Raw genomic sequence first — 14,653 nt, forward strand, 5'->3', positions numbered from 1 at the left:
CCCCCACGGGCGAAGACGCCGTGCCCTCCCCCACGGGCGGAGGCGTCGCGCCCTCCCCCACGGGCGGAGGCGTCGCGCCCTCCTCCGCATACGAAGACGCCACGCCCTCTCCCACATACGGAGGCGCCCCGGCCTCCTCCGTGGAGGGAGACGCCGTGGGTGGCCGGTGGCGGAGGGCGCTGGCCGTCCTCGTCTGGACCGGAGTGGCGCTGGCACTGGCGTGCAACCTCCTGGCGGTCCGGTTGAAGGAGCTGAGCGCCTCGACCTGGACCGACCCCTTCGTCACCATAGACGCGACCGTCGTCCTGTTCCCCGCCGCCGGCGCGTTCCTCATCACCCACCGGCCCCGGCTGCTCGTCCCCTGGCTGCTGTGGGCCAGCGGGGTGATCGGCGGCGTCTACTACCTGGTCTACAGCGGCGCCCACTGGCTCTACCTCACCGATCCCGGAGGGCTCACCCCCTACCTCGCGTGGCTGGGGATGTGGCTGTGGCTGTGGCACGTGCCGTTGTACGTCTCGCTGCTGCCGCTGCTGTTCCCCAACGGCCGGCTGCCCTCCCGGCGCTGGCGGCCGGTCCTGTACGCCAACCTGCTCCTCATGACCGGGCACTCCCTTCTCCTGGGACTGGCCCCGGATCCCGAGTTCGAGAGCCAGCTCCCGGTCGCGAACCCGTTCGGCGTCGAGGCGCTACGCGAGATCTCACCGGCCGTGGAGTCGTACATCGGCGCCCCGATGATGGCGCTCACCGCGCTCGGCGTGCTGTCGCTGGCCTTCCGCTATCGCGCGGGCGACACCGAGCTCCGACGCCAGATCGGCTGGTACGCCGCCGCGCTGGCGGTGGTCCTGGCCTCATGGATCCTCCGGGTGATGACCGGCTCGTGGCTGCTGATGGCCCTGGAGTCCGTCGTCCTCGGCGTGGTACCCCTGTCGATCATCGCGGCGGTGCTGCGCTACCGCCTCTACGGCATCGACATCGTGGTCAACCGGACGCTGGTCTACGGCTCCCTGGTCGCGGTCACCGGAGGGGTCTACTTCGGGCTGATCTGGCTGGCCAACACCCTGGCCAGCGACCTGGGCTCCGTCGCGGGGGCGGTCGCGGCCGTGGCCGTGGGCGGGGTGTTCCACCCGGCGCGGCTGCGCCTGCAGCGGGTGGTGGACCGGGTGTTCGCCGTCGAGCGCGACCCCTACCGGCTCGCCGACCTGCTGGGCCGTACCGGGCAGGGGGCGCAGGACCCGGCGGCGGCGCTCGGCGAGGCCGTGGCGGTGATCCGCGGGGCGCTGGGCGCGACCGGGGTCGGCGTCGAGGTCCGCACCGGGTGGGGCGGTCCGGCGCGCGTGTTCTGCGACGGGGAGCTGCGGCCGGGGACGCAGGAGGTGCCGCTGCTCTGGCACGCCGAGCGGATGGGAACCCTGCTGGTGGCGGGGGCGTGGCCGGGCCGCGAACCGCTGGCCGTGCTCGCCCGGCACCTGGCCGAGCTGGCGCACGCCGTACGGCTCACCGCCGATCTGCACCGTTCCCGGGAGCGCATCCGGACCACCCGCGACGAGGAGCGCCGCCGGCTGGGCAGGGAACTGCACGACGGGCTCGGCCCGGCGCTGACCAGCGTCACGCTCACCCTCGACGACGCGCGCAGACGGCTCGACACCGATCCGCAGGCCGTCGAGAAGCTACTGGTCCGGGTCCGCGAGGAGATGACCGCGACCATCGCGTCGGTCCGCGAGCTGGTGTACGGCCTCCGCCCGCCGGCGCTGGACGACCTGGGCCTGGAGGGGGCGCTGCGGGCCTCCGCCGGGGAGACCGCGGTGGCGGTGGACGGCGCGCTGGACGACCTGCCCGCCGCCGTCGAGGTCGCCGCCTACCGGATCGCCCAGGAGGCGCTCACCAACGCCCGCCGCCACGCCGGCGCGGCCACGATCCTCATCTGGCTGCGCCGCCTGCCGGGCGAGCTGCGGGTGGAGGTCGCCGACGACGGGGTCGGCCTGCCCGAAAACCCGGTCGCGGGCGTCGGGCTGACCTCGATGCGCGAGCGGGCGGCCGAGGTGGGAGGCTCCTGTGTGATCGGCCGCAGGCCGGGCGGCGGCACGGAGGTGACCGCCAGGTTGCCGACGGAGGAGGCCACGTGATCACCGTGCTGATCGTGGACGACCACCCGGTCTTCCGGCAGGGCCTGCGCGGCCTGCTCGCGGCCATGGACATCGAGGTCGTCGGGGAGGCCTCCGGCGGCCAGGAGGCGGTGGCACTGGCCGCCGAGCTCCAGCCGGACGTGGTCGTGATGGACCTGCAGATGCCCGGAGGCAACGGCGTCGAGGCGACCAGGACGATCGTCAGGACCAGCCCGCGGATCGGGGTGCTGGTGCTGACCATGTTCCGCGACGACGACTCGGTGTTCACCGCCATGCGCGCCGGAGCGCGGGGCTACCTGCTCAAGGAGGCAGGCGCCGAGGAGATCGGCCGCGCCGTGCACGCCGTCGCGGCGGGCGAGGCCATCTACGGCCCCGAGATCGCCCGTCGCGTCCTGACCTACTTCAGCGGCATGCCCGACCCGTCGCGCACCGCCTTCCCGGAGCTCACCGAGCGGGAGCGGGAGGTGCTCGAACTGGTCGCCCAGGGCAGGGGCAACAACGAGATCGCCGGGATCCTCTTCCTGTCCGGCAAGACCGTGCGCAACCACGTCTCCAACATCTTCATGAAGCTCCAGGTGGCCGACCGCGCCCAGGCCATCGTCCGTGCCCGCGAGGCCGGTCTGGGCGGCTCCTCCTGACCCGGCTCATCCCCGGTTGAGCCCCCGGGCCGTCAGCGGGGTCCGACCGGCGGGACTCAGTCGCAGAGGTCGGCGAGCCAGTCGAGGACGCGGAGCGGGTCGGGCAGCGGACGGCCGTCCGGCGGGCGCAGCCACGAGCAGGCCCGGCCGGACGGCAGAGCCGAGGGCGGGGCGAGGACGTAGCTGTCACGGCAGTGCCAGCGCAGGCCGGGCATCTCGTCGATGGTGGCCGGCCCGAAGTCGAGGGGGCAGGACCACCATTCGTCCTCGTCCTCGGCGACGTTACGGGTGGCCACATAGAAAAGGACCCGGTCGCCGTTCGCGGCGACCGGGCCCGTTGCGGATCCGGCGGAGTCCATTCCCGCGAGGGCGGTGAGCCCCGCGGCGGCCGGTACGTCGAACACGTCGAAGACGCGGCCCGTGGGGAGGATCACATTCGCCTCGGGCTCCCGCTGCCACCAGTGGGTGAGCAGGGTGGGGTCGGTGGTGGCCTGCATCTGCCAGGCCCGCGAGAGCGGATGCGCGCCCGGGTCGGGACAGCCGACCCGGTCGCAGGAACAGGCGCGGGGACCGCCCTGCAGCGGCCGTGCGCCGGGACAGCTCGCCCACCCCAGAGCGGCGTACTCCAGCACGGAGCTGATCGTCTGTTTCGGATGAGCACGTCGCCTGCCACGACGAGTCAGCGGTACCCCCACCATTGTGTCCTCCGTCGTCCGCCCATCCCGGGTGCCCCCCGGATGCGATGACATATCCACATTCTGGTTAGCAAGGGAAATCAGACAACCAGGGTCTACGCCACCTGGGACACATCCGCACCGGTACTCGCACTCTAACGCACAGACCACACAAGCAAGCGGCAAACCCCCAGTTCTCGGCATGTGCCACTGGTCTCACTGGAGCTTCTTGGCCACCTCGGTCGCCCAGTAGGTGAGGATCATGTCGGCTCCGGCCCGGCGGATCGCGACCAGCGACTCCATGATCGCCCGGTCCCGGTCGATCCAGCCGTTCGCCGCCGCGGCCTCGATCATGGCGTACTCACCGCTGACCTGGTAGGCGGCCACCGGCACGTCCACCGCGTCACGCACCTGGCGCAGGATGTCGAGGTAGGCCAGGGCGGGCTTGACCATCACGGCGTCGGCGCCCTCGTCGAGGTCCAGCCGCACCTCGCGCAGCGCCTCGCCGGCCGGGCCCGCCGCGTCCTGCTGGTAGGCGTCGCGGTCGCCGAACTGCGGCGCGCACTCGGCCGCCTCCCGGAACGGCCCGTAGAACGCCGAGGCGTACTTGACCGAGTAGGCGAGGATCGGGATCTGCTCGAAGCCGTCGGCGTCCAGCGCCGCGCGGATCGCGGCGACCTGGCCGTCCATCATGCCGCTGGGCGCGATGACCTGCGACCCGGCCCGGGCCTGGGACACCGCGGCGGCCGCGTAACGCTCCAGGGTGGCGTCGTTGTCGACCTCGCCGCCGGGCGTCAGGATGCCGCAGTGCCCGTGGTCGGTGAACTCGTCCAGGCAGGTGTCGGTCATCACGACCAGCGCGTCGCCCACGTCGGCGACCACGTCGGCGACGGCCTGCTGGACGATCCCGTCAGGGTCGTCGGCCGCCGACCCCCGCGCGTCCTTCACCGCGGGCACGCCGAACAGGATGAGCCCGCCGACCCCCGCCTCGGCCGCCTCGTGGGCGGCCTTGCGCAGCGAGTCGCGGGTGTGCTGGAACACCCCGGGCATCGAGCCGATCGGGTTCGGCTCGCCGATGCCCTCCTTGACGAACAGCGGCAGCACCAGCTCCGCCGGGTGCAGCCTGGTGCCGGAGACCATCCGGCGCATCGCCGCCGTACGGCGGAGCCTGCGCGGACGCGCGACGGGGAACTGGGCGCTCATCTGAATCCTTCCAGGGTGGAGATCCCGGGCTTTGGCTCTGGGAGAGGACACGGCGCAGTGCCGCGTGATCCGTTGACGGGTCCGGCGGTGACGACGGCCAGGCCACCGCGCGGGTGATCGGCAGTGCCCTCGCCGCCGGGGCCGGCGGCGAGGTGGGACGCCTGTGGAGGCGGCGTGGGGCCCGAGCGGCGCGAGCCGGCCGGGTGACTGCCAGTGAAGCAGGGAAACCGGCCCGTGTGTGACGGAATCCCCGGCTCCGGGCATGGGGAAGAAGTCAAGATCTCTCCCTCTCCCCGCCACAGGGTCGGGGACCGGAGAATCGTGTTCAGATGTGACGTGCACCGTCGCGGACGCCTCGTTCTCCGGGCGCCCGTGACGGTTCCAGATTACTTGGCGCGGCGCCGGGCGCCTCGCCGGGTCTGGGAGGGCCTGCGAGGGACGTCTCCGGCCGCGAGCGCGGCCTGCCGCTGCTTGGCGCCGTACTCGGCCAGTGCCGCCGCGAGGGCCGAAGCCGACGGCCTGTCGGACATCACGTCGACGCGGAGCCCGAACTCCTCGGCCGTCTTGGCGGTCTGCGGGCCGATCACGGCGATGACCGTGACGTTGTGCGGCTTGCCCGCGATGCCCACCAGGTTGCGCACGGTGCTCGACGAGGTGAACAGCACCGCGTCGAACCCGCCACCCTTGATGGCCTCCCGGATCGGTGCGGGCGGCGGCGCCGCGCGGACGGTCCGGTAGGCGGTCACGTCGTCGCACTCCCAGCCGAGCTCGGTCAGCCCCGCGACCAGCGTCTCGGTCGCGATGTCGGCCCGAGGCAGCAGCACCCGGTTGATCGGGTCGAGCATCGAGTCGTACGGCGGCCACTCGGCCAGCAGGCCGTCCGACGACTGCTCGCCCGACGGCATCAGGTCCGGCTTGACGCCGAACTGCACCAGCGCCCGTGCGGTGGCCTCGCCGACGGCCGCGACCTTGAGCCCGGCGAACGCGCGGGCGTCCAGGCCGTACTCCTCGAACTTCTCGCGCACGGCCTTGACCGCGTTCGCGCTGGTGAACGCCACCCACTCGTAGCGGCCGGTGACCAGGCCCTTGATCGCCCGGTCCATCTGCTGCGGGGTGCGCGGCGGCTCGACGGAGATCGTGGGGACCTCCTCCGGCACCGCGCCGTAGGAGCGCAGCTGCTCCACCAGCCCGGCCGACTGCTCCTTGGTCCTGGGCACGAGCACCCGCCAGCCGAACAGCGGCTTGGTCTCGAACCACGACAGCCGGTCACGCATGCCGACGGCCTCGCCGACCACGATCAGCGCGGGCTCGGTCATCCCCGCGTGCTTGAGGTCGGGCGCGATCCGGCCGAGCGTGGTCACCACGGTGTACTGCTCGGTGGTGGTGCCCGCGCTGCTGATCGCGACCGGCGTCGAGTCCGGACGGCCCGCGGCGATCAGCGCCTTGCCGATCGCGACGGCCCCGGAGACGCCGTTGTAGATCACCAGAGTGCCGGTGCCCGTGGCGTGGGCGCTCCAGTCGTCGACCTGGGTCGCGTCCACGACCCGGAACTCCGGCACCGCCACCGCGGCGGGGATGCCCGCGTAGGTGAGCACCGCCGTCGCCGGGGGCACGCCCGGCACGATCTCGAAGTCCACCTCCGCCTTGGCGCAGGCCGCGACCTCCGCGGTGATCGAGGAGAAGAACATCGGGTCACCGGCGCAGAGCCGCACGACGACGCGCCCGCCCTTGGCCGCTGTGACGGTCCTCAGCGAGACCGCGTCCTCCTCGGCGGCGTCGACGACGTCGACGTCCTCCCGGCAGTGGCGCAGCAGCGCGCCGTACGCCTCCCGGTCGAGCACGACAACGTCGGCCTTCGAGAGCAGGTCGGCGCCACGGAGCGTGAGCAGGCCCTCGTCACCGGGGCCCGCCCCCACGAAGGCGACGAACCCGGCCGGGCGCTCGAAGGTGGTACTTCCGGAGCTCAATGTGCTTGCTCCCCTATCAACGTGCCTGCCCCTTCGGCGATCATCTCTGCCGCGAGGTCGCGGCCGAGATCCATGGGCGCCGAAAGGGTCCCGGCGGTGGACTTGCGCACCGCGCGCTTGCCGTCGACGGCGACGACAGCGGCGGTCAGAATCAGATTTTGCCCGTCATCGGCCGAGTACGCACCAACTGGAGCCGCGCACCCCGCCTCCAGGGCGTTGAGCACCTCGCGCTCGGCGGTCACCGCGGCGCGGGTCCGGGCGTCGTCGAGCACGCTCAGGAACTCGATGAGGTCGGTCCGGTCGGCCCGGCACTCCACGGCCAGCGCGCCCTGCCCGGGGGCCGGGAGCATCTCCTCCACTTCGAAGATCTGGGAGATCTCGGCCTCACGGCCCAGCCGTCCGAGCCCGGCGGCGGCCAGCACGACGCCCTGCAGCTCGCCGGAGGTGACCTTGCCGATCCGGGTGTCGGCGTTGCCGCGGATCGGGACGTAGTCGAGGTCGGGACGGAGCACCCTGAGCTGGGCGATCCTGCGGGGAGACCCGGTGCCGACCTTCGCGCCGGCCGGCAGGTCGGCCAGCTTCGCCGTGCTCACCAGCGCGTCCCTGGGGTCGTCACGCGGCGGGATCGCCGCGATGACCACGCGCGGGTCCTGCGTGGTGGGGAGGTCCTTCAGCGAGTGGACCGCGAAGTCGATCTCACCGTCGATCAGCTTGTCGCGCAGCGCGCTGACGAAGACGCCAGTCCCGCCGAGCTGGGTGAGGTTGGCCTTGGTGACGTCGCCGAAGGTAGTGACGCCGACGAGCTCGACGGCCCGGCCGGTCAGCTCGGTCAGCCGTGCGGCGACCAGCCCCGACTGGGTCGTCGCCATGAGGCTCCGCCTCGTGCCCAGTCTGAGCGGAGAGGAGACGCTGCTCACCTGCCCACCTCCTTCTTTCTCGTCTCGGCGTCGATCCTTTCGATACTTCTCACCGCACGGGGAACCTTCGGGTCCAAATCGAACAGCTCACGCAATGCCTCCGCATAATGATCGCCTGCCGGAGACTCCGCGAGCTGTTTGACACGCACGGTGGGCTCATGGAGCAGTTTGTCGACCACGCGCCTGATCGTCTGCGTGACCTCGTCCCGGACCCGCCCGTCGAGCTCCGGGACCCGGGCGACGAGCCGCCCGAGCTCCGCCTCGACCACGTCGGCCGCCTTGCTCCGCAGCGCGACCACGGTCGGCGTCACCCGCGCGGCGCGCTCGGCCGACAGGTAGGCCGCCACCTCGGCGGCGACGATCCCGCGTACGGCGATGACCGCCTCGGCGCGCCCGCCGTCGTCGGTCGCCGCGTCGGCCGCGCCCTCCTGCATCGACTCCAGGTCGACGAGGGTGACGCCGGGCAGCTGCCGTACGGCGGGGTCCACGTCGTGGGGGAGCGCGAGGTCCAGCAGGAACATCTCCCTGGCCGCGATCATGTCCGCGGTGATGACCACGTCGGTGGCGCCGGTGCACGAGATGACCAGGTCGGCCTGGGCCAGCTCCCGCGCCAGGTCGCCGAGCTCGGCGGCCCGGCCGCCCACCGTCTGGGCCAGCCGTACCGCGCGGTCGTGGGTGCGGTTGACCACCACGATGTCGGTGACGCCCGCCCGCTGCAGGGTCGCGGCCGACAGGGCGCTCATCGAGCCGGCGCCGACCACCAGGGCGCGCTTGCCCTGGATCGGGCCGAGCGCGCGCTCGGCGAGGGTGAGGCCCACGCCCACGAGGGAGGCGCCCGCCCGGTCGATGCCGGTCTCGGCGTGGGAGCGCTTGCCGACCCGCAGCGCCTGCTGGACGAGCTCGTTGAGCGTCGGTCCGAGCGTGCCCTGGTCCTGGGCGAGCTTGAGGGCCGAGCGGACCTGGCCGAGGATCTGCCCCTCGCCCAGGACCATCGAGTCGAGGCCCGAGCCGACCGAGAACAGGTGCTCGACGGCGCGGTCCTCGTAGTGCACGTAGAGATGGTTCGACAGCTGCTCCATGGGGACACCCGAATGGATGCTGAGCAGCTCGGAGATCGCGGTCACCGCGGCGTGGAACCGGTCCACCTCGGCGTAGACCTCGACCCGGTTGCAGGTCGAGACGGCCATGACCTCGGCGACGCACGCGTCCTGCTGAACCGCGTGGAGCAACTTGACCAGCGCGTCGCCGGAGACGGACACCCGCTCCAGCAGGGCCACCGGAGCCGTCCGGTGGCTGAGGCCGACCACGAGGACGCTCATCGGCCCGCCTCGGCTCTCCGCGGACGTCGACGGGCCCGACCGCCCGCGTCCTTACGGGAAATGCGGCGTCCCCGAGCTCGCTCGTCGCGCTCGCTCACAGGTCCACCGCCTCGGGCCACTCCTCGGCCATCGCGGGCCCCCCAGTCATCCGATCCGTTTTGCGCTGTTCATGGAACGCAAGGATCTGCAGTTCAATCGATAGGTCGACTTTACGGATATCGACGCCTTCAGGCACGGCGAGTACGACGGGGGCGAAGTTCAGGATGCTGGTGACCCCTGCGGCGATGACCCGGTCGGCCACCTGCTGGGCAGCCGCCGCCGGCGTCGCGAGCACCACGATCGACACTCCCCGCCGCTTTATCACGGCTTCCAGCTCGTCGATGTGCTCCACATTCAATCCCGCGATATGGTCGCCCACCACCTCGGGGTCGGCGTCGAGGAGGGCGGCGACCCGGAACCCTCGGGAGACGAACCCACCGTAATTGGCCAGTGCACGACCGAGGTTACCCACTCCCACGATGGCAACGGCCCAGTCCTGGGTCAGGCCCAGCTCGCGGGAGATCTGGTAGATGAGGTATTCGACGTCGTAGCCGACCCCGCGGGTGCCGTAGGAGCCCAGATGGGAGAGGTCCTTGCGGAGCTTGGCCGAGTTGACCCCGGCGGCGACGGCGAGATCCTCCGAGCTCACGGTCGCCAGGCCCCGCTCGGCCATGCCGTTCAGCGCGCGCAGATAGAGCGGCAGCCGGGCGACGGTCGCCTCGGGTATGCCACGTTCACGAGCTTGGGACAGACGGCGGATCACGTGCCGGAGCTCCAGGGGGACAGGCGGCCGGCGCGGCCCGGACGCGACGGATGACGAGGTGAGGCCACTGTCATTCAGGTTAGTCCCTTTGTGAACCGGTGCACAAAGTGGGGGTTCGCGGCGTCGGCCGCGACGCGACAGCGAGCGCCCTCCCGCCGTCCCGCTGACCGCGCGAGGATCGCTCTCCCGGTACTCAGAAGCGTAACCCGCCTGCCCGTCCGGGGGTTTCTCGCCGATTGCGGAGAGGGAGAGCGCCTGCGCACGCCCGCGACTCGGCTACCGTGGCGGGCATGGCACCGCAGGACCACCGCATCACGCTGCTCGGCAAGCCCGGCTGTCACCTGTGCGACGACGCGCGGACGGTGATCGAGCGGGTCGCCACGGAGCTGGGTGTCCCCTGGGAGGAGCGCGACATCACCGCCTCCGAGGAGGACCAGGACAAATACTGGGAGATGATCCCGGTCACCCTCGTCGACGGTGTCCAGCACGACTTCTGGCGCGTCGACGAGAACCGCCTGCGCGCCGCGCTCAGAGCCTGAAGGCCATCGGGAGCGGCATCACCTTCGCCGCGTTGATGTTGAGCTCGATCACGTTGGTGGCGAGCACCATGTTCTGCCGCTCACTGACGAAACGCTCCACGTGCGGCTGGCGCTGGTGCTCGGTGTAGGCGACCTCGTCGCGGTAGAGCTCGTAGACGATGCGCTGGAGCGGGGCCGACTTCACCGAGTGGCACACGTAGACGAGCGTGTCGGGCTCGGAACGGCGGACGGCCTCAAGCGTCTCCTCCGCCAGCCGGTCGAACGCCTCGCCGGTGCCGTCGATCAGGGTGAACACGGTCAGCAGGCCGAAGATGCCGGGTGACGGACGCGAGGATCCGCCCGGCTGGTCGGCCGCCGCGCCCGGATACGCGGAACCGGTCGCGGGCGGGCCGCCGAGCCCCCGGTCGGAGCCCTGGCCGTAACCGGGCAAGCCGCCGGGACCGCGGTCCGGAGCCTGGCCGTAACCCGGAGCCTCACCGTAACCAGGAGCCTGGCCGTAACCCGGAGCGCCGCCGAGTCCCGGAGCGCCGCTCTGGCCGTAACCGGGCGGGGCGCCGAACGCCTGGTCGGCGGGCATGGGCTGGAGGCTGCCGCCGGGCTGGGCGCCGTGGAGCGGGTCGGGCCTGGCGAACTCTCCGGTGCTGGGGCCCACCGGCCTGCCCGGGCCGCCGGCCGCGGGAGCGGTGGGCCTGCCGTACTCGTTGACCGGCACGTCGTACTCACCGGTCGCCTGGTTGCCCGGCGGCATGCCGAACTGGCCGGTCATCGGGGGTTGCCGGGTGTATTCGGCGCCGCCCGCGGGCTGACCGGGGGACGGCATGCCGTACTCGCCGGCCATGAACGTGCCGGTGGCGGGACCGCCGAACGGGTCGCCCTGGACGGGCGGCTGCCGCTGCATGCGCGCCGCGTAGTCGACGTCCTGCTCCCCCGCGCGGTATTCGGCCACCAGGTCGCCGAGACCGGAGCGGCGGGGCGACTCCTCGGGCAGGACGCGGCGGCCGGCGACCTGCACGTCCCGGGGCGGCTCGGCCGCCGCGCGGCGGCCGACCGGCCGCCGTTCCTCCCAGTCGTCCTCCGGCTCGTCGTCCTCCTCCTCCTCGTCCTCGTAGGGCGCGAGCGGGCGGAGCACGACGTACCAGACCGCGGCGGCGGTGACGAAGAGGAGGAGCACGGCGAACAGGCCGGGGACCGTGAAGCTCACGGCTCCGATCAGGGCCAGGCCGGTCGGGCCGATCGCCAGGAGCGCGTGCATGTTGTCGGCGTCGTAGTCGTCGCCCCCGCGCCAGCGCAGGACCGCGAGCACGACGCCGCCCAGCAGGACGAGCGCGACGCCGACGTGGGCGGCTCCGAGCAGATAGCCCGGCAGCAGTCCCCAGTGGCGGCCGCCGGGCGGGAGGGACTTGGTGAACGTGGTGTCCTGGAGGATCGGGTCGACCATCATGATCACCGAGGCGATGATGGTGAGCGCTGTCCCCACGAGCCAGGAGGCGAACCTGGCGCCGGACTTGCGCGCCAGCAGCTGGACGGCCCCGATGGCCAGCCACAACGGGGCCAGCAATGATCCAGTCAGCTGATAAACCCGGAATGTGGTCGCCCCGAACCCAACTAAATGGCCGACGGCGATTACTCCGAGTGACAGGCAGAGGGTCGCCGTCGTGATACTCCAGGCGATCAGCCACCCCTTGGGCTCAGCGCGGAACCGACTGATGAGGGCGGCAGTGGCAATGGCTGCGAGTAACGCACCGGCAAACGCGATGACAGCGACGAGGACTTCCATGGTGTCTCCAATGCTGCCGGACATTACCCCCCAACCGGTAGCCGAACTGGTAGTTGACTCACCGGTCCGGCCCGAAAGAACCGGCCCCACACGGTATCGGCCGATTACCCCTAGTCACGACGTTACGAAGTGGATTGTGGAATTTCCTGTTGATTTCTAGAGTGGGCGAGCACGCCGCACCCCCTCCCCCACAGGGATAACGGATGCCAGACACGTGGCCATTCGCCGGGCCTCTCCCCACCGTCTCCGGGGTGGCCCAGCCTGTCCGCAGGAACGAGCTCGCCGTACGCGAGGATGCCTCGGAGGATCTCCGGAGGCTCGTTCTGCGCGCCAAAACCGGAGACGCCGATGCGTTTGGCACGCTCTACGACCGCTACCTCGACCTCGTTTACCGCTACATCTACTTCCGGGTCGGGTCCCACCCGCTGGCCGAGGATCTCACGAGCGAGACCTTCCTCCGCGCACTTCGCCGAATCGCCGACTTCACCTGGCAAGGACGTGATTTCGGGGCCTGGCTCGTGACCATCGCCAGGAATCTGATCACCGATCACTTCAAGTCCGGCAGGTACCGCCTTGAGGTGTCGACGGCCGAGGTGATCGACATCCCGCTCGACGGCCCGCACATCCCGGAGAACGCCGTCGTCACCGCCATGATCAACAACCGGGTGCTCAGCGCCGTCCGCGACCTCGGCCCCGAGCAGCAGGAGTGCGTGGTGCTGCGCTTCCTGCACGGCATGTCGCTGGCGGAGACCGCGCTCATCATGGGTAAGAAGAGCGGGGCGATCAAGGCGCTGCAGTTCCGGGCGATCCGGGCGCTCGCCCGCGCGCTCCCCTCGGACCTCAGCTGACCTCGACCGGAGTGCCGATGGTGAACGCACCGCGTAACCTGCCGCGCCGAGCCGTCGTTAGGCAAGTGACACCGATGGGTCATGATCTGGGGGCGGCAGGGAGCGTTCATGGGTAAGTGGCTGCCCGGAATCTCACGGAGATCGCAGGCGCGCATCCAGAACCGCGTGTCGAGGCTCGGCGCCCGGATGGGAGGCGGCCCCCGTCCGGAGTTCCGCTCCGAACTCCGTACGCGCCTCGTGAACACGTCCCGCCCGGAGGAGGCATCCGCCGAACGGGCCGCCCCGGCACGGCCGAGGCCGCGCCCCGGCCTGCTGGCCCAGTTCCTGAGCCTGAGCCTGGCGGCCACGGTGGTCATAGCGGGACTGGCGACCTACCGGTCGATGCCGGGGGACACGCTCTACCCGCTCAAGCGCGCCGCCGAGAGCACGCTGTTCCACCTGAGCACCGACGACGCCGAGCGGGCGGGCCGCTCCCTCGACTACGCGGAGACCCGCGCCCACGAGGTCGAGGAACTCCTCGGCTCCAGCCGGCGCCCGAACCGTCTGATCAAGGAGACCCTCCAGGACATGGAGGACACCACCCGCTCCGCGATCACCTCTCTCACCCGGGTACGGCGCCACGACGCCAAAAGTGAGGCGAAGAGCACAGGCCAGCTCAAGCGGTTCGTCCAGAAGCAGCGCAACCAGATCGAGGGGATGCTTCCCAAGATGGACGTGGAGGAACGGCGCCGGGCGCACGGCTACCTCAACTACATCGAGGGGCTGGCCCCGCCCGGATAGCCTGGCCACGCCCGGCCGGAAGCCCTCGCCACGCCCGATCAGGACTCCGCGCCGCCGCCGGGACACCCCCCGCCGCCAACGCGATGTACACCGTTTTCACCCGCCTGCGCCAGTTAAGCTGAGAGGCTATGAAGCGGCTGAGACGACGGCAGGACGGACCGGAGATAGCCGGAGAGGTGGCGGCCGCGGCGGCCGTCGCGATGCCGATGGCCGATCCCGACCCGACCGCCGCCGCCTTCTTCGACGTCGACAACACCATGATGCGCGGCGCCTCCATCTACCACTTCGCCCGGGGCCTGGCCTCACGTGGCCTGTTCACCACCAAGGACCTGCTCAAGTTCGCGCTCGGCCAGGCGGTGTTCCGGGTCCGCGGCGACGAGAACCCCGAGCACATCGCCCAGGCCAGGGAGACCGCGCTGGCGTTCGTGGCGGGCAGCAGGGTGGAGGACATCGTCCGCCTCGGCGAGGAGATCTTCGACGAGGCCATGGCCGACCGGATCTGGCCCGGCACCCGCGCCCTCGCGCAGAGCCACCTGGACGCCGGTCAGCGCGTCTGGCTGGTCACCGCGACCCCGGTGGAGCTCGCCCGTGTGATCGCCCAGCGGCTCGGGCTGACCGGCGCCCTCGGCACCGTCTCCGAGACCGTGGACGGCGTCTACACCGGCCGCCTGGTCGGCGACCTGCTCCACGGGCCCGCCAAGGCGGAGGCGGTCCGGGCCCTGGCGCGTCGGGAGGGCCTCGACCTGTCCCGCTGCTCGGCCTACAGCGACTCGGCCAACGACCTGCCGCTGCTCTCCCTGGTCGGCCAGGCCATCGCGATCAACCCCGATGCCGAGCTGCGCGACCATGCCCGCGAGAACAAGTGGGACATCAAGGACTTCCGTACCGGCCGTAAGGCCACCATGATCGCCCTGCCCATCGCCGCGGGCGCCGGGGCCCTCGCCGGCGGGGTGGCGGCCGCGGTCGCCCTGCGCCGCCTCTACCGCTCCAAGTGAGCCGCTTCCACGGCTCCGGCTGACCCTTCACCACTCCGGACGGCCATCACCACCCCCGGACGCCCCTCCAC

Annotated in this window: 13 protein-coding genes; 6 read left to right on the forward strand and 7 right to left on the reverse strand. The window is 71.6% G+C overall.

All coding sequences use genetic code 11. The annotated features are described in order from the left end of the window. On the forward strand, positions 1 to 2,123 hold a 2,123-nt coding region (locus CA984_RS35355), incomplete at its 5' end, for a sensor histidine kinase (protein WP_341351747.1). Further along, entirely contained in the window at positions 2,120 to 2,761 is a 642-nt protein-coding gene (locus CA984_RS35360; protein WP_031169607.1) for a response regulator transcription factor, read from the forward strand. The genes CA984_RS35355 and CA984_RS35360, both read left to right, overlap by 4 nt. A gap of 56 nt (positions 2,762 to 2,817) precedes the next feature. Here CA984_RS35360 and CA984_RS35365 read toward each other — a convergent pair whose 3' ends face one another. From CA984_RS35365 to CA984_RS35390, 6 genes are all read right to left on the reverse strand, one after another. Continuing rightward, positions 2,818 to 3,459, reverse strand: coding sequence for a bifunctional DNA primase/polymerase (locus CA984_RS35365; protein WP_086577766.1), 642 nt, complete (start codon positions 3,457 to 3,459; stop codon positions 2,818 to 2,820). A 192-nt stretch (positions 3,460 to 3,651) separates the two neighbouring features. Then, entirely contained in the window at positions 3,652 to 4,638 is a 987-nt protein-coding gene (gene hemB, locus CA984_RS35370; RefSeq protein WP_086577767.1) for a porphobilinogen synthase, read from the reverse strand. Between the two features lie 386 nt (positions 4,639 to 5,024). After that, positions 5,025 to 6,605 carry a bifunctional uroporphyrinogen-III C-methyltransferase/uroporphyrinogen-III synthase gene (locus CA984_RS35375; protein WP_086577768.1) on the reverse strand — a complete coding sequence of 527 codons (1,581 nt, stop codon included), beginning with the start codon at positions 6,603 to 6,605 and terminating at the stop codon, positions 5,025 to 5,027. After that, complete coding sequence (gene hemC / locus CA984_RS35380) at positions 6,602 to 7,474, reverse strand: hydroxymethylbilane synthase (RefSeq protein WP_242676349.1); 873 nt, start codon at positions 7,472 to 7,474, stop codon at positions 6,602 to 6,604. Before hemC ends, CA984_RS35375 begins: the two co-directional genes overlap by 4 nt. Positions 7,475 to 7,518: 44 nt before the next feature. Beyond that, positions 7,519 to 8,841 (reverse strand): glutamyl-tRNA reductase, encoded by a 1,323-nt coding sequence (locus CA984_RS35385; protein ID WP_086577770.1) that lies wholly within the window; start codon positions 8,839 to 8,841, stop codon positions 7,519 to 7,521. 94 nt (positions 8,842 to 8,935) lie between these two features. Then, positions 8,936 to 9,643 (reverse strand): redox-sensing transcriptional repressor Rex, encoded by a 708-nt coding sequence (locus CA984_RS35390; protein WP_012887317.1) that lies wholly within the window; start codon positions 9,641 to 9,643, stop codon positions 8,936 to 8,938. A 290-nt stretch (positions 9,644 to 9,933) separates the two neighbouring features. On the opposite strand from CA984_RS35390, the gene CA984_RS35395 reads away from it, so the two are divergent. Then, positions 9,934 to 10,182, forward strand: coding sequence for a glutaredoxin family protein (locus CA984_RS35395; RefSeq protein WP_012887316.1), 249 nt, complete (start codon positions 9,934 to 9,936; stop codon positions 10,180 to 10,182). On the opposite strand, the gene CA984_RS35400 is transcribed toward CA984_RS35395, so the two are convergent. Further along, a complete protein-coding gene (locus tag CA984_RS35400) occupies positions 10,172 to 11,740 on the reverse strand; it encodes a putative quinol monooxygenase (protein ID WP_133061867.1) in 1,569 nt (522 codons plus the stop codon). The two genes, CA984_RS35395 and CA984_RS35400, sit on opposite strands and share 11 nt — an antisense overlap. A gap of 470 nt (positions 11,741 to 12,210) precedes the next feature. Here CA984_RS35400 and CA984_RS35405 point away from each other — a divergent pair, with 470 nt between their 5' ends. The 3 genes from CA984_RS35405 to CA984_RS35415 all read left to right on the forward strand — a co-directional run bounded on the left by CA984_RS35405 (position 12,211) and on the right by CA984_RS35415 (position 14,582). Then, on the forward strand, positions 12,211 to 12,807 hold the full coding sequence (locus tag CA984_RS35405) for a sigma-70 family RNA polymerase sigma factor (protein WP_242676350.1): 597 nt from the start codon (positions 12,211 to 12,213) through the stop codon (positions 12,805 to 12,807). A 108-nt stretch (positions 12,808 to 12,915) separates the two neighbouring features. Continuing rightward, positions 12,916 to 13,587, forward strand: coding sequence for a DUF5667 domain-containing protein (locus tag CA984_RS35410; protein ID WP_133061868.1), 672 nt, complete (start codon positions 12,916 to 12,918; stop codon positions 13,585 to 13,587). Positions 13,588 to 13,715: 128 nt separating this feature from the next. Next, positions 13,716 to 14,582 carry an HAD family hydrolase gene (locus tag CA984_RS35415; protein WP_086577774.1) on the forward strand — a complete coding sequence of 289 codons (867 nt, stop codon included), beginning with the start codon at positions 13,716 to 13,718 and terminating at the stop codon, positions 14,580 to 14,582. Positions 14,583 to 14,653: the final 71 nt, after the last annotated feature.

The sequence above is a fragment of the Streptosporangium minutum genome, from assembly GCF_002149035.1.
Classification (GTDB): domain Bacteria; phylum Actinomycetota; class Actinomycetes; order Streptosporangiales; family Streptosporangiaceae; genus Streptosporangium; species Streptosporangium minutum.

Coding starts and splice junctions, on each gene's coding strand:
- CA984_RS35365 (WP_086577766.1), bottom strand. CDS start 3,459: ATGGTGGGGGTACCGCTGACTCGTCGTGGCAGGCGACGTGCTCATCCG.
- hemB (WP_086577767.1), bottom strand. CDS start 4,638: ATGAGCGCCCAGTTCCCCGTCGCGCGTCCGCGCAGGCTCCGCCGTACG.
- CA984_RS35415 (WP_086577774.1), top strand. CDS start 13,716: ATGAAGCGGCTGAGACGACGGCAGGACGGACCGGAGATAGCCGGAGAG.
- hemC (WP_242676349.1), bottom strand. CDS start 7,474: ATGGCGACGACCCAGTCGGGGCTGGTCGCCGCACGGCTGACCGAGCTG.
- CA984_RS35385 (WP_086577770.1), bottom strand. CDS start 8,841: ATGAGCGTCCTCGTGGTCGGCCTCAGCCACCGGACGGCTCCGGTGGCC.
- CA984_RS35395 (WP_012887316.1), top strand. CDS start 9,934: ATGGCACCGCAGGACCACCGCATCACGCTGCTCGGCAAGCCCGGCTGT.
- CA984_RS35410 (WP_133061868.1), top strand. CDS start 12,916: ATGGGTAAGTGGCTGCCCGGAATCTCACGGAGATCGCAGGCGCGCATC.